This is a genomic window from Parasphingorhabdus pacifica, assembly GCF_054779195.1.
In genome coordinates this window covers 38,086-52,687 of the sequence record NZ_BAAGYS010000006.1, presented here as the reverse complement: position 1 = coordinate 52,687, position 14,602 = coordinate 38,086, and the positions used below count along the sequence as shown (strand labels likewise).

At 67.9% G+C, this 14,602-nt stretch carries 13 protein-coding genes and 1 tRNA gene; 7 read left to right on the top strand and 7 right to left on the bottom strand.

Features of this window, described 5'->3' with window-relative positions; all coding sequences use genetic code 11:
• Nucleotides 1-107: 107 nt before the first annotated feature.
• Nucleotides 108-311: a hypothetical protein gene (locus ACYVAN_RS06340; protein ID WP_460956644.1), complete on the bottom strand. Its 204-nt coding sequence runs from the start codon at nucleotides 309-311 to the stop codon at nucleotides 108-110.
• On the opposite strand from ACYVAN_RS06340, the gene ACYVAN_RS06335 reads away from it, so the two are divergent.
• Nucleotides 295-1,329 carry an ADP-ribosylglycohydrolase family protein gene (locus tag ACYVAN_RS06335; RefSeq protein ID WP_460956642.1) on the top strand — a complete coding sequence of 345 codons (1,035 nt, stop codon included), beginning with the start codon at nucleotides 295-297 and terminating at the stop codon, nucleotides 1,327-1,329. The two genes, ACYVAN_RS06340 and ACYVAN_RS06335, sit on opposite strands and share 17 nt — an antisense overlap.
• A gap of 101 nt (nucleotides 1,330-1,430) precedes the next feature.
• Here ACYVAN_RS06335 and thpD read toward each other — a convergent pair whose 3' ends face one another.
• The 5 genes from thpD to ACYVAN_RS06310 form a co-directional block, all read right to left on the bottom strand.
• A complete protein-coding gene (gene thpD / locus ACYVAN_RS06330) occupies nucleotides 1,431-2,366 on the bottom strand; it encodes an ectoine hydroxylase (protein WP_460956640.1) in 936 nt (311 codons plus the stop codon).
• A 218-nt stretch (nucleotides 2,367-2,584) separates the two neighbouring features.
• Nucleotides 2,585-2,992 carry an ectoine synthase gene (locus ACYVAN_RS06325; protein ID WP_460956638.1) on the bottom strand — a complete coding sequence of 136 codons (408 nt, stop codon included), beginning with the start codon at nucleotides 2,990-2,992 and terminating at the stop codon, nucleotides 2,585-2,587.
• A gap of 82 nt (nucleotides 2,993-3,074) precedes the next feature.
• Nucleotides 3,075-4,322 (bottom strand): diaminobutyrate--2-oxoglutarate transaminase, encoded by a 1,248-nt coding sequence (ectB, locus tag ACYVAN_RS06320; RefSeq protein ID WP_460956637.1) that lies wholly within the window; start codon nucleotides 4,320-4,322, stop codon nucleotides 3,075-3,077.
• 123 nt (nucleotides 4,323-4,445) lie between these two features.
• Nucleotides 4,446-5,024, bottom strand: coding sequence for a diaminobutyrate acetyltransferase (gene ectA, locus ACYVAN_RS06315; RefSeq protein WP_460956635.1), 579 nt, complete (start codon nucleotides 5,022-5,024; stop codon nucleotides 4,446-4,448).
• Between the two features lie 454 nt (nucleotides 5,025-5,478).
• Nucleotides 5,479-6,258, bottom strand: a complete 780-nt coding sequence (locus ACYVAN_RS06310; protein WP_460956634.1) for a S1 family peptidase — start codon at nucleotides 6,256-6,258, stop codon at nucleotides 5,479-5,481.
• 235 nt (nucleotides 6,259-6,493) lie between these two features.
• Here ACYVAN_RS06310 and ACYVAN_RS06305 point away from each other — a divergent pair, with 235 nt between their 5' ends.
• From ACYVAN_RS06305 to ACYVAN_RS06295, 3 genes are all read left to right on the top strand, one after another.
• Nucleotides 6,494-7,327 carry a VOC family protein gene (locus ACYVAN_RS06305; RefSeq protein WP_460956632.1) on the top strand — a complete coding sequence of 278 codons (834 nt, stop codon included), beginning with the start codon at nucleotides 6,494-6,496 and terminating at the stop codon, nucleotides 7,325-7,327.
• Nucleotides 7,328-7,404: 77 nt separating this feature from the next.
• Nucleotides 7,405-7,626, top strand: coding sequence for a hypothetical protein (locus ACYVAN_RS06300; protein WP_460956630.1), 222 nt, complete (start codon nucleotides 7,405-7,407; stop codon nucleotides 7,624-7,626).
• Nucleotides 7,627-7,682: 56 nt separating this feature from the next.
• Nucleotides 7,683-8,021: a hypothetical protein gene (locus ACYVAN_RS06295; protein ID WP_460956628.1), complete on the top strand. Its 339-nt coding sequence runs from the start codon at nucleotides 7,683-7,685 to the stop codon at nucleotides 8,019-8,021.
• Nucleotides 8,022-8,161: 140 nt separating this feature from the next.
• On the opposite strand, the gene ACYVAN_RS06290 is transcribed toward ACYVAN_RS06295, so the two are convergent.
• Nucleotides 8,162-8,234 (bottom strand) — tRNA-Thr (locus tag ACYVAN_RS06290).
• Nucleotides 8,235-8,447: 213 nt separating this feature from the next.
• Between ACYVAN_RS06290 and ACYVAN_RS06285 the strand changes: the two genes are divergently transcribed.
• The 3 genes from ACYVAN_RS06285 (at nucleotide 8,448) to otsB (ending at nucleotide 14,209) form a co-directional block, all read left to right on the top strand.
• Nucleotides 8,448-9,917, top strand: coding sequence for a threonine/serine exporter family protein (locus ACYVAN_RS06285; protein WP_460956626.1), 1,470 nt, complete (start codon nucleotides 8,448-8,450; stop codon nucleotides 9,915-9,917).
• Between the two features lie 141 nt (nucleotides 9,918-10,058).
• Nucleotides 10,059-11,498: an alpha,alpha-trehalose-phosphate synthase (UDP-forming) gene (locus ACYVAN_RS06280; protein ID WP_460956624.1), complete on the top strand. Its 1,440-nt coding sequence runs from the start codon at nucleotides 10,059-10,061 to the stop codon at nucleotides 11,496-11,498.
• Nucleotides 11,499-11,659: 161 nt separating this feature from the next.
• Nucleotides 11,660-14,209 (top strand): trehalose-phosphatase, encoded by a 2,550-nt coding sequence (gene otsB / locus ACYVAN_RS06275; RefSeq protein ID WP_460956622.1) that lies wholly within the window; start codon nucleotides 11,660-11,662, stop codon nucleotides 14,207-14,209.
• Nucleotides 14,210-14,602 lie beyond the last annotated feature (393 nt).

Genomic DNA, 14,602 nt, shown 5'->3' with positions numbered 1-14,602 from the left:
CGGTCCCTGCGATCCCCGCGAACCGGCGAAGCGCGAATTCCGCGCCCGCCAGGCGGACATACCGTAACCAGCTGCGCTCGCGCGGGGTTCGGGGACCACCACACGTTTCACCCCAATGGCGGCACCCGCTCCGTCCATCGGCCGTTGCCGCCGACGACCGTCGGCGTGATGTGCGGCGCGGCTGCGGCCGCGGCTGCGGCTGCGGTGAGGGACAACGCCACCGCGCCGCCGGGGCCGGGAAGTAAAGTCAACGACTGCCGATCAACCGGACCACTGTGGAAGGAGCCTGCCAGCGTGTCCGATTCGTCCACAGTGGCCGACCGAGCGGTCGCCTGCCTGCTCGGCGGCGCGCTCGGAGACTCGCTCGGATTGCCGGTCGAATTCCGGCAGCTGGCCGACATCCGAGCCGAGCACGGACCCGAGGGGATCCTCGAACCGCCACCGCAGGCCCTGCTCGGGGACGCGACGCAGATGACACTGTTCACCGGCGAGGGATACCTGCAGGCTTGGACCCGCGGGAACAGCGGCGGACCATGGAAACCGGTCGAATCGGTCGCATCGGCGTACCGCCGCTGGCTGACCACCCAGCAGGACCACGGTCCGCCGGCGGGTGCGACCGGCCTCATCGCGGAGAAGGAGCTCTACGCCAACCGCGCGCCCGGGCTGACCAGCCTGCGTGCGCTGCAGGAGACCCAGCTGGGCACACCGGACCGCCCCCGGAACAGCTCCAAGGGCTGCGGTGGCGTCGATCGCGCGAGTCCCGCCGGGTTCTCCCCCACCTCCGAGATGTCCTATGCGCTCGGATGCCAGTTCGCCGCGCTCACCCACGGCGGCCCCGGCGGCTGGGCGTCGTCCGGCGCGCTGGCGCTGCTGGTGCACCTGGTCGGAGTCCAGGGCCGACGGCTGCCCGCCGCAGTGGACCAGGCGACCGGCAGGGTGCTGCGCGAAGACAGTGAGACCGCCAACGCGCTTGCCGAAGCCGCCATGCTCGCCAGGTTCGGTGCCGACCTCGAACATGTCGAACGGCTCGGGCAGGGCTGGATCGGCCCGGAGGCGTTGGCGATCGGAGCCTACTGCGCGCTTGCCCTACCGAAACCGGAGCAGTTCACCTCCGCGGTCCGGTTGGCGGCCAACCATTCCGGTCACAGCGACTCCACGGCCGCCATCACCGGTAGCCTGCTCGGAGCTCGCCACGGAACGGCGGTGTTGCCCCGGTCCTGGCTGGGCCGACTCGAACTGGCCGACGTCATCGAACGCGTTGGGCACGACCTCGGAGCTTCATGTTCCGGGGCGAAGTTCAACGAACGCCGCTACCTCAGCGTCGGCTGACGTCCGGCGCTCCGGCTGCCCGAGCGCCGCCCGCACGCCGGGTTTCGCGCGCAGCGGCGGTGGCGGAACCGCCGTGCGGGTATCGGGCGCCGGACGTGGGCTCACCGGGCCTTGGGCACGGGGCCGGGGTCGCCGGTCCTGGTCACCGGCGTGAAATCACGCGAGGCGACGAACTCCGGCCGTGGGCGTTCCGCGGCGAACGGCTCGGTCAACGCGTTCTCCACGCTGTTGAACACGATGAAGATGTTCGAGCGGGGGAACGGCGTGATGTTGTTTCCCGAACCGTGCATGCAGTTCGAATCGAACCACAGCGCCGAACCTGCCGGACCGGTGAACTGCTCGATCCCGTGTTCGTACGCCAGCTGCGCGATGTCGTCCTCCGTGGGCACCCCGGTCCGCTGTTCCTTCAGGGAGGACTGGTAGTTGTTCCGCGGCGTCTCCCCGAGGCACGGCACGAACGTGCGATGCGCGCCCGGCATGAGCATGAGACCGCCGTTGAACGGGTAGTTGTCGGTCAACGCGATCGAGATGCTCACAGCACGCATGGCGGGCATGCCGTCCTCCGCGTGCCAGGTCTCGAAGTCGGAGTGCCAGTAGAATCCGTTGCCCTTGAAGCCGGGCATGTAATTGATCCGGCTCTGGTGCACGTAGACGTCGGATCCGAGGATCTGCCGCGCGCGGTCCAACAGCCTGGGATCCCGCACCAGTGCGGCGATCTTCGAACTGCTCCGATGCACGTCGAAGATCGACCGGACCTCGTCGGACTGCTTCTCCACGACGGTGCGCTCATCCGCACGGATCGTCGGGGAATTGGTCAGTCGTTCCAGTTCGGTCCAGTACTCCTGCACCTCCGCGGGCGAAAGCAGGCCCGCCACGGTGTGAAATCCCGTTGTGTCGTGCGTCGACAGCTCCCGCGCGGTCGCGGGGCCCCCGCCGGATCCGGACCAGACGCAGGGGTCCTTGCGTTCGATACGAGCGGACTCCGTCGTACCCCTGGTCGGGTAGCGGTCCTGAGTACTCACGTCGGCGACGGTCATGAGTTGCGCCTCCTTCTCGAATTACCGCCGGAGCGACTGGTGCCGTCGGCACCGCCGCCATTTCTCGGTTCCTCGTTGGGTGGGCAATTCCCCTCACGCGGGGAAGACCAGTCGTATTGCGCACCGCGGCGGGTAACCGGCCACTTCCCGGCTACCCGCCGCGGCGGACTGCTATGCGTCCCGCCCGGGCCGACGGGGTCGGCGGGGCGGGTTGTCGATCAACTCGCCGCGGAGTCCTCGTCCTCCACGACCAGCGGGTACACGCCGTCCTCGTCGTGCACCTCACGACCGGTCACCGGCGGGTTGAACACGCAAACCGTGCGCATGTCGGTCTTCGGCCGCACCTGGTGCTTGTCGTGGTTGTTCAGCAGGTACAGCGAGCCGGGCTTGAGCAGGTGGGTCTCTCCGGTCTCCTTGTCCGTGATCTCACCCTCGCCTTCGAAGACGAACACCGCTTCGATGTGGTTCGCGTACCAGAAGTCGTTCACGGTTCCCGCGTACAGCGTGGTCTCGTGTACCGAGAATCCCGCCTTCTCCTTGGCGAGGATGATCCGCTTGCTGCGCCAGCCCTCAGTCTTGATGTCGGCGTCGGTGTCCTCGACCTCGTCGAGAGTACGGACGATCAAGTTCTTCCTCCTCGTGTGTTCAACGTGACTCGGCCGACCTCGTGAACTACCGGGGCCGGCCGAGATTCAAGCGGTGTTCGGGTCAGGCCAGCACAGCTTGCACCGATTCGACCAGGATCTGAAGTCCCTGTTCGAGCTCATCTTCGGTGATGGTCAGCGGCGGCATGATCTTGATGACCTCGCTCTGCGGCCCGGAGGTCTCCAGGATCAGCTTGCGGTCGAACGCGGCCTTCGAGACCTTGCCCGCGAGATCGGGATCGTCGAAGCCGAGCCCGCGTGCGAGTCCACGACCCTTGGCGAGCGTGCCCGCATGCTTCTCGGTGATCTCCTGGAGCACCTGGCCGACGCGCTCGCCCTTGGCGATGGTGGCCTTCTCCAGCTTGTCGTCGGACCAGTACTCCTTGAGCGCCTCGGTTGCCGTGACGAACGAGGGGTTGTTGCCGCGGAAGGTGCCGTTGTGCTCGCCGGGCTCCCACACGTCGTGCTCCGACTTGACGAGCGTCAGCGCCATCGGCAGGCCGTAGCCACCGATCGACTTGGACATGCAGACGATGTCCGGCGTGATGCCTGCTTCCTCGAAGCTGAAGAACGGGCCGGTACGACCGCAGCCCATCTGCACGTCGTCGACGATCAGCAGGATGCCGTGCTTCTGGCAGAGCTCGTAGAGGCCGCGCAGCCACTCGGCACGGGAGGAGTTGATGCCGCCCTCACCCTGCAACGTCTCGACGATCACCGCGGCCGGCTCGTTGAGTCCGCTGCCGCTGTCCTCGAGCAACCGCTCGAAGTACAGGAAGTCGGGGTACTGCCCCTCGAAGTAGTTGTCGTAGGGCATCGGCGTGGCGTGCACCAGCGGGATGCCCGCCCCACCGCGCTTCATGGAGTTACCGGTCACCGAGAGCGAACCCAGCGTCATGCCGTGGAACGCGTTGGTGAAACTGATGATCGATTCACGGCCGGTGATCTTGCGGGCGAGCTTCAGCGCCGACTCGACCGAGTTGGTTCCGGTCGGTCCGGGGAACTGGACCTTGTAATCGAGGCCGCGAGGTTTGAGCAGTTTCTCGTTCATAGTTTCGAGAAACTCTCGTTTGGCCGCCGTGGCCTGATCCAGCCCGTGCGTCACGCCGTCCCGCTCGATGTACTCGATCAGTTTGCGCTTCAGCACCGGGTTGTTGTGACCGTAATTCAGCGCACCCGCACCGGCGAAGAAATCAAGGTACGGGGTGCCGTCCTCGCCGTAGAGCCAACTCCCCACCGCTCGATCGAAAGTCGTCGGCCAAGTGCGGCTGTAGCTTCGAACCTCGGATTCCAAGCTTGCGAAGATGTCGTTCACGATCCTCCGTTCGGCCTGGCCGCCGTCAGCACGTCTCGCGGCGGCCGGCTCCATAGGTCTGGGTTCCACGGGGCTTCGACAGGCCCGCGGGCAGGTTGCGGCGGATGCATCCCCGACGCCGGATCAGCGCCCACCCGGGGGCCGCGCGGCCTCGGCCGGCTGCTGCGCGAAGGGGCCGATGCGATAGAGGTCCTCTCCCTCGTGCGCATCCGGGAACAGGTCCGGCGTGAACAACTCGCTGGACACGAGCTCCGCAGACCGATCCCGGGCCAATCCCGAGAAGAGCTTGATCGATGCGGTGTTATCGGCGGTAATGGTCGTTTCCAGGAAACGCACGCCGCGCGCCAGCACCTGATCCAGCAGATGGTTCAGAAGCTTGCCCGCGACACCACCACCGCGCTGGGAAGCGTCGACGGCCACCTGCCAGACCATGATCGTGTCCGGCGCATCCGGTCGGATGTATCCGGTCACAAAGCCCACGACCGCGCCGTCGACGCGCGCCACCACGGAGGTGTCCGCGAAGTCCCGACACCACATAAGATACGCATAGGATGAGTTCACATCGAGCACTTGCGAATCACTCGTGATCCGAAAGAGCGCTGGACCGTCCGCGACGACTGGGTTGTCGATCTCCAATCGCCCGGTAGAACCGCTTCCGCCATTCCGCTTCTCGCCGTTATGGCTGGGTTTGTCGCCGGTCATGCTTTGCCAACTTAACAGAACATCCGAAACGCGTCAGGCTTACGCTCGTTTCCGGACTTCCTCACCAGGGATTTCGCGTTTTTTCACGTGACGAGCACGACATGAACGTTGCACATTCGGCAACGATAATGCTAACGATCTACATACCACTTTGATCGATATTTTTTCGGACACGGGGCGTGACCTGGGAAAACACCCCCGGGCCCCAGACTGCCCAGACGCGCGCCGACCGGGCCGGAATCGGCCGTGCGACGCCGCCGATCTCGCACCCCCCGATCAGCTCGATCTTGCTGTGCTCTTGACCACATCCGGTCACCCGGGGTGCACGCGCACCCCGGCGGACCCCGCTCGGTACGAGCCGGGCCCCGCTCCGAACCAGCCCGTGGGGCCGGGGAATGGCTCCCGGCCCCACGGGGGGGTACTGCTGTTGGGTCACCGCTGCTGAGATCGTGCCTCAGACGCCCGCGAGGGAGCTGATCCAGTCCCGGTACTCGGTGATGTTGGTGTAGGCGGTCCGGCTGACCCGGTCGCTGGTCGAAGCGACACCGACCTGCACGTCACCCGCGAACATCGGCCCACCGGAGTCGCCGCCCGCCGGGATGCCGTTGTTCCGGTCCGCGCAGACCGCCGTTCCGCCCCGGTAGTCCGCGCAGTCGATGGCGGTGACATCGACCTCGGCGACCTTCAGCACGTCGGACTGGCAGTCGATCTCGGGCTGGTCGGTGCAGGTGGCTCCCCAGCCATAGGTCCGCACGGTATCCCCGACCGCGACATCTCCCGCTTCGCCGAGCGGGGCGGCTTCGACGTTCATCGTGCCCTCGACGTTGACCAGCGCGAGGTCGGCGGTGTCGTGCACGTGCACGCCGCCGGGCTTCGCGTTGAAGGTCTCCCCCTCGTGCTGGTTGAGACTGCCCACATTGAAGCTGATATCCCCGCCCGACCCGGCCACGCAGTGCTCGGCGGTGAGCACCCATTCCGGAGCGATCACCGAGGCGGTGCATGCCTCCTGCCCCTGGTTGAACAGGCGGGCCGCCCACGGAGCGTTCTCCGCGACCTCGCCGTCGATGATGTACGGCTGCCAGTCCGTCGGCTGGGCGGCCTGGACAGCCGCGCCCTGAGCAGGCGGCGTCTGGGCGGGTGCTTCCTGGGTCGGCGCTGCCTGGGCCGGGGCAGCGAACGTGGCGGCCGCCAGGGCGACGCCGACGGCACCGGAGAGGGTTCGTGCGAGCGACACGCTGATCTCCTCTGGATCGGGAGTAGAGACGCTGTGGATCCGGTAGGACCCGACTCGCACAAACTTCACTCGAAAGAGTTAGAAATCAATCGAATGGTCACTATTCGCCACCATTCGCCCGGTTCGCCCATTTCCGGTTCGCAGATCGAGATGCACACCCGCTAGGCCCACCGCAGGCTGGCCAGCATTCCGATCGACGTACTCCACTGGTCCGAACGACCGCTGGCGAGAGCTCATGAGCGGCGAATCCGACTTTCCACGCACCCCACCCGGAACACCGTGCTGGGCCGCGCTCGGCACCCCCGGGCCTGCGGCGACCGCAGACTTCTACGGTCATCTGCCCGGGTGGACGATCAGCGAACCCGACACGGACGGTAGTCGAGTGTGCTTAGCTCGGGACGAGATCGTCGGCGTGATCGAACCGCGCTGGACCGGGGGCCCCGGAGGGTGGCTCACCCACATCGCCGTCCACGACGTCGACGGGATCGCCACGGTTGCCACCGACCTCGGCGCCCGCGTGCTCGTGGCACCGACGGAGCTCCCCGACCGGGGACGTCGCGTGGTGCTCACCGACCCGGACGGAGCGGGGATCGCGGCGTGGCAACCGCCGCGCGGCCATGGACCACCGGCGCGAGCGGGCACCTGCCCGGTGTGGCCCGAGCTGCGCACGCCGGACCCGCATCGCGCCGAAGACTTCTACGCGATCGTCTTCGGCTGGGAGCTCCGAGTCCGCGCGGCGGGCGGGGCGGACTGGCTGGTGGGCGACCGGGCCGTCGGCGCCGTGACCACGCTCCCGACAACCGGCTCCGCTCCATCCGATCGGCGGTCGTCGTGGCTGGCCCACTTTCCCAGCACGGACATCAGGCGCTGCGTTGCGGAGGTCCGGGCAGGCGGTGGCGCGGTGATCGAGGAACCGCAGGACACCGCCGCCGAGAACCCGGTGCTGTGCTCGGACCGGAACGGATTTCCGTTCGGCGTCCGACACGCCGATCCCGGGCCGTGCCGCGGGCGGTGCGGCACGCGGGGCTCGACCACCGCGCTCGGCAGCGATCCGCCGGACCACGATTGACCGCGGGCGCACACGGGTAGCCGGACGGCACCGAGAAGTTGCCCTCAGGGCGAGGGCCGAGGCGAAAGGCGTCACCAATGGCTCACACCGCGCACGTCCTGTCCGCTGGGAAAGATCAGGGCCCGGTCATCGTCGTTCGAGACGACCGGGGCGCAACGGTCACCGAGTTGCAACTCCCGGCGAATGAGGAAGCGACCGCGGCCGACGACGAACTCCGCGCCGCCGGGTGGGAGCGAAGCGCCGACTGGAGCACCGCTTCGGACGGGTGGCTGGCTCCCGTCGTGACCTCCGCGGATTGAGCGCACAATTGCCCGCCATCCGAACGAACAGCCGGTTCGGCAGAAAGGACAGTGTGATGTCGGAGCAGCCCCTTCCGCTGGCAGGCTACGACGAACTCCCGCTCACCACGTTGCGGCATCGTATTCGCTCACTCACCAGCGACGAACTCCGCGAAGTCCTCAACCACGAACACGCCCACGGGAATCGGCTACCGGTCGTCGAGGTGCTCCGGCACCGCCTGGAAGAGCTCGAACAGGGCGCCACCCCCTCGCCGGGGGCCGAGCACGAACCCTCCGACACGCCCCAGCACTCGCGGGCGGACTCGCCGGTGAGCCCACAAGGACCGCGCGAGCCGGGCAGGCCGACACCGCACGGGACCCGAGGACCGACCGGCAAGGGCATGGAACACGACTGAACGCCCCCGACCTCGCCCGGTGGACGCGACCCCGTGGACGCGACCGGGCGAGGTCGGATCGCCGCGAACCCACCCGAGAACCGCCGGGTAGCGTCGTCCTGCCCACTGAGATCGCGTTTACGCTGGTCAGCTACTCTGGGAGCCGCTGAGGGGAATCGAACCCCTGACCGTCCGCTTACAAGGCGGGTGCTCTACCAACTGAGCTACAGCGGCACGCGCCGGAAAGGCGCGTGCACATCGTAAGCATCCGGCATACACCGCCCGAACGGTGCCCCGACAAACACCCGTTTCCACTGTCCACCAGGTGGATTTCGGCCGTCCGGGAGCATCGTGATGGACACCACCCGTCCGGGGTGCAACGGTCTGCACGGCTGTGCCGATGGCCGAGGGGAAGATCAGCGAAAAACGCCCGCCGATCATGCGGCGGTGAAGCAGGAAGGTAGGAACGCGGTGGGAATCACGCAGCGCGCCCGGGGTGTGCTGCGGCGGCGCGAGCAGGCCGAGACCGTCGGTGCTCGCAACGTCGTCTACGGGCCGGAACTGCCCGAGGAATCAACTGTTCATCTCGTCATGGACCTCGGCTTACGCATCGGCGAGGTCCAGATGGCCAGCGGCGCGGGTGCCTCCGACGTCACCGCAACGATCATCGGGGTCGTCAGCGCCTACGGTCTGCCGCACTGCGAGGTCGACGTCATCTACACGTCGATCACCGTTTCCTGCTACCGCGGAACCGAATCGCTGCCGATCACCTCCCTTCGAGTGGTCCGGAACCGCTCGCTGGACTACACACGGCTGGCGGCGGTGGAGGACCTGGTCCGGGACATCACCGCGGGCAACATCTCCGCCAACGATGCCTACGCCGAGCTGGACCGGATCACCACCGCACCGCACCCGTTCCCCCGCTGGGTCGCGACGCTCGCCTGGGCCGGGATGGCGGCTTCGCTGTCGGTCCTGCTCGGTGGCACCCCCGGACTCGCGGTGGTGGCCGCCGCCGCGACGGCACTCGTCGACCGGGTCGGCAGATTCCTGAACCAACGCGCACTACCGTTCTTCTTCCAGCAGGCGGTCGGTGGTGCGATCGCCACGACGATCGCCGTGGGCTTCTACATGACGGGCCTGCTTCCCGACGCCGCTCTCGCGGTCGCGGCCAGCATCATCGTGCTGCTGTCGGGAATGACCGTCGTCGGTTCGATGCAGGACGCGATCACCGGTTATAACGTCACGGCCGCCGGCCGCATCCTCGAACTCGCGCTCATGTCGGCAGGACTGATCGCGGGCGTGCTGCTGGCCCTCTACGGCGGGCTGAGCCTGTTCGGCAACGTCGCCGTCGGTGGCGGCGTGCACGAGAGCATGATGCAGGACATCGGCAGCGCACAGATCGGTTCTCCCGCGCTGCACCTGCCGGTGCAGACGCTGGCGGGCGCGTCGACGTCCGCATGCTTCGCACTCGCCAGCTACGCGCCACCACGCCCGCTGATCGCCGCGGGCATCGGTGGAGCGATCGCGGCCACCGTGTCGTCGATGCTGCTGACGCTCGGCGACGTCAACTCGGTGCTCGCCAGCGCCGTGTCCACCACCGTGGTCGGTCTCATCGGCGGCATCGTCGCCCGGCGGCTCCGGATTCCCGTTCTGGTCATCGCCGTGTCCGGCGTCGCTCCGCTGCTGCCCGGTCTGGCCACGTACCAGGGCCTGTACGAACTGGCCGTCGTCGGAACCCCCGGCGGCATCCCCACCCTCATGGTGGCGGTCGCGACCGGGCTCGCCCTCGGTGCCGGGATCGTGCTCGGCGAGTACCTCGCCCAACCCGTTCGCACGAGCCTGGGGCACTTGGAACGGCGCCTGGCCGGACCCCGGATGTCGGGGCCACTACGCCCCACGCGACGCAGGCTCGACTGACCGGCCTAGGCGGCTCGGTGTGGAAGCACACGAAGCACGCACGCCGAGCCGCGATTGGCTAACCTCGCGACGGGGTACAGGGCGAGACGGGGTTCGGTCGTGGACTCCGCGCATCGGCCCGGCTATCGAGGAGGCACACCGGTGAGTAGGGGCAGCAAGCCCGACCGAGCGGATTTCGTCGTCGTGGCCAACCGGCTGCCGGTGGATCTGGAACGTCTCGACGACGGCACCCAGCGCTGGAAGCACAGCCCGGGCGGGCTCGTCACCGCCCTGGAACCGTTCTTGCGGGCCCGCCAGGGCGCGTGGGTGGGCTGGCCCGGGGTTGCCGACATCGATGTCGAACCGTTCATGGACGACGACCTGCACCTGCACCCCGTACGGCTCTCGTCCGAGGAGTTCCGGGAGTACTACGAAGGTTTCTCGAACGCGACGCTGTGGCCGCTCTACCACGACGTGGTCGTCTCGCCGGTGTTCGACCGCTCCTGGTGGGAGGCGTACCAGCGGGTCAACCAACGGTTCGCCGAAGCCGCCGCGGAGGTCAGCGCCGAGGGCGCGACGGTGTGGGTGCAGGATTACCAACTGCAGCTCGTGCCCGCGATGCTGCGGGAACTGCGCCCGGACCTGCGCATCGGCTTCTTCCTGCACATCCCCTTCCCGCCGGTCGAACTGTTCATGCAGTTGCCGTGGCGCACCGAGATCGTCCGCGGCCTGCTCGGCGCCGACCTGGTCGGCTTCCACCGGCCGGGCGGCGCGCAGAACTTCCTGTGGCTCGCCAGGCGGCTCGCCGGCTTCGAACCCAGCCGCGGGCAGGTCGGCGTGCGTTCCCGCCCCGGCGTGGTGCAGGTCGGTGATCGCACCGTGCGGGTGGGCGCGTTCCCGATCTCGATCGCTTCGTCCGAACTGGACCAGCTCGCGCGCACCAAGGAGGTCCAGCAGCGGGCCAAGGAGATCCGCGCGGAGCTGGGCAACCCGCGCAAGATCATGCTCGGAGTGGACCGGCTCGACTACACCAAGGGCATCGACGTGCGGCTGCACGCGCTGCACGAACTGATGGCTGAGGACCAACTCCAGGCCGAGGACGTCGCCATGGTCCAGATCGCCACCCCCAGCCGGGAACGCGTGGAGCACTACAAGCAGATGCGCGAAGGCATCGAGCGCGACGTGGGCCGGATCAACGGTGAGTTCGGACGCGTCGGCCATCCGGCCGTGCACTACCTGCACACGTCCGTGGACCGAAAAGATCTGGTCGCGTTCTACTGCGCGGCCGACGTCATGGTCGTGACACCGGTCCGCGACGGCATGAACCTCGTCTGCAAGGAGTACGTGGCCTGCAGGAACGATCTCGGCGGCGCACTGGTGCTCAGCGAGTTCGCCGGCGCCGCCGCGGAACTCACGAGCGCGTTCCTCGTGAATCCGCATAACCTGAACGGTGTCAAAGAAGCATTGCTCTCGGCCCTCGACATCGAACAAGCCGAGGGGCGCCGTAGGATGCGTGCATTGCGTAGGCAAGTGCTCACGCACGATGTCGACCGCTGGGCGCGGTCGTTCCTCGAAGCGTTGGGCACCTCCCTCGCGGACTAGTGCGAGCAACCGCGCATCCCCGATACGGGAATAATGCGCGCGCGGACACACTGATCGAACATGGGGACGTCCACCGGTGCCGCCGTTCGCGGTCACCAACACGAACCCACGATCATGATCGATACCGAACCCGACCCGACCCCGCCCAGAGGAGTATGGCTTTGACCGCCGAAGCCCTCCCCGCCGAGCTCCGCCGTGTACTGGTGCAGCTCGCGCGCACGCCTCGACTGCTGGTCGCCTGCGATTACGACGGCACTCTCGCGCCGATCGTGGCTGACCCGACCCAGGCCAAACCACTGCCCGAGTCGGTGCACGCCCTGCGTTCGCTGGCCGCGTTGCCGGGCACCACCACCGCCGTGATCTCCGGCCGGGCGCTACGCGATCTCGCCACGCTGTCACGGCTTCCCGCCGAGGTGCATCTGGTCGGCAGCCACGGCTCGGAGTTCGACGTCGGATTCGTCCACCAACTCGAACCCGAAGCCACGCAGCTGCGCACCAGCCTGCAGCGTTCGCTTCAGGAGGTTACCCAGGGCAAGCTCGGAGTCACGCTCGAGAACAAGCCCGCCAGCGTCGCCGTACACGTCCGGCGCGCCGAGACCGACGTGGCCGAGCAGGTGCTCGACGCGATCCGCTCCGGCCCGGCCACCTGGGAAGGCGTCGAAGTCACCGAAGGCAAGGCCGTGATCGAGCTGTCGGTGGTACAGACCGACAAGGGCAACGCGTTGGAGGCGCTGCGCCACCAGGTGAGCGCGACCGCCGCGGTGTTCCTCGGCGACGACGTGACCGACGAGAAGGCGTTCGCCCGGCTGCACGGTCCCGACCTGGGAATCAAGGTCGGAGACGAGGAAAGCCTGGCCCACTACCGGGTGCCGGAGACCACGGACGTGGCCACCGCGCTCGCGTTCATGATGGAGGAGCGCCGCACCTGGCTCTACGGTGAGCAGGCTCCACCGATCGAGCGGCTGACGATGCTGTCCAACGAGCGCACCGTCGCGTTGCTCACGCCCGACGCGCGGCTGACGTGGATGTGCCATCCGGGTCCGGACTCGGCGGCGGTGTTCGCCGATCTGCTCGGCGGCACCGGTGCGGGGCACTTCTCCCTGCGGCCCGCCGGCACGGTCAACGGCGCCCCGCGCAGCCCGCTACCGTTGGGTCAGCGCTACGTGCCCGGCACCATGACCGTCGAGACCCGCTGGGCGGGACTGCTGGTGACCGACTACCTCGAACACGGGGTCGACTCGCATCGCACCGACCTGATCCGCACGATCAGCGGCAACCACCCGGCGCTCGTGGAGTTCGCTCCCCGGCCCGAGTTCGGGCAGGTCCCCGTGCGGCTGGTTCCGGAAGCCGGTGGGTTGCGCGTCATGGGCACGTCCGAGCCGATGGTCCTGCACTCACCCGGCGTGCAGTGGGAGATCACCTCCGACGGCATGCACGAGTCGGCGCAGGCGATGATCGAGGTCTCCGAGGGCGCTCCGGTCGTGCTGGAGCTGCGCTGCGGAACCGAGGACCTGGCACCGGCGCCGAACACCGAGCCCCAGCGCCGGGCGCTGGCCGACAAGTACTGGTCGGAATGGGTGTCCACGCTGACGATGCCGTCGCTGGAAACCGATTTGGTGGCCCGTTCGGCGCTGACCTTGCGCGGACTGTGCAATTCGGACACGGGCGGCATCATGGCCGCTGCCACCACCTCGCTACCCGAGGAGATCGGCGGTGTCCGGAACTGGGACTACCGCTACTGCTGGCTGCGCGACGGGGCGATGAGCGCGCAGGCCCTGGTCACGCTCGGGTCGACCGACGAGGCCGAGGGATTCCTGGACTGGTTGCACCGGGTTCTGGACACTCTGCCGGGACCGGAGCGGTTGCACCCGCTCTACACGCTGCGGGGCACCAGCCTCGGCCCGGAGGCTGTCATCGACAGCCTGCCCGGTTATGCCGGTTCCCGACCGGTCCGCGTCGGCAACCTCGCCGACCAGCAGGTGCAGCTCGACGTATTCGGCCCGGTGGTGGAGTTGATCGCACACCTGGCCGACTCCACGGGCTACGTTCGCGATGCGGACTGGGACCTGATCAAGGCGATGGCCACGGCCGTCTCGCACCGCTGGTTCGAGCCCGACCACGGCATCTGGGAAGAGCGCGAACAACCGCGCCACCACGTGTACTCCAAGGTGATGTGCTGGGTGACGCTGGATCGAGCGCTGCGGCTGGCCGAGACCTTCGGCCGGGAGGCCGACCCCACATGGGAACCGTTGCGGGACCAGATCTCCCAGGACGTGATCAAGAACGGCTGGCACGACGACGTGCGCGCGTTCACCACCGCCTACGAGGGGTCGGACCTCGACGCCGCTTCGTTGCACGTGGGCCTGTCCGGGCTGATCGATCCGAGCGACGAGCGGTTTACCGCCACGGTCAACGCGATCGAGTCGGAGCTGCGCAGCGGTTCGACGGTCTACCGCTACCGGCGCGATGACGGACTGCCCGGTGACGAGGGCGGTTTCCACCTGTGCGCCGCTTGGCTGATCGAGGCGTACCTGCTGATCGGCAGGCGTACCCAGGCCGAGGAGTTGTTCCAGCAGATCGTCGACACCGCGGGGCCGACGGGACTGCTCGCCGAGGAGTACGACCCGATCGCCGAGCGCTCGCTGGGCAACCACCCGCAGGCGTACTCGCACCTCGGTCTGATCCGCTGCGCCCAGCTGCTCTCGGCCTGACCGAGGCGCCGTTCGACGGGACGCGCACGAGTCCACATCAGGGCCGCCGGTTTTCGAACCGGCGGCCCTGACGCGTTTCGGCGTGGCACGCCCGGAGATGTGCGCCCGGAGGTATGCGCCTGGGGGTATGCGTGTGGGGGTATGCGTGTGGGGGTATGCGTGTGGGGGTATGCGCGTGCGGATGGGCTCGGCGGGCGCCGCACGGCCTCGACGCCGAGACGTTGCGACGCGTTGTGACCGACTTGTCACGTTCGGTCGGCACTCGCAACCCGTTCGGGATTCGAAACACACTGAGTCGAGGGAAGTGCATCACGATTTGACCCGATTGCCGGATGGCGTTCGGGTCAACCGCATAGCCTCTGCCCGAACCTGATTGTCACGCGAGAGGCTGGG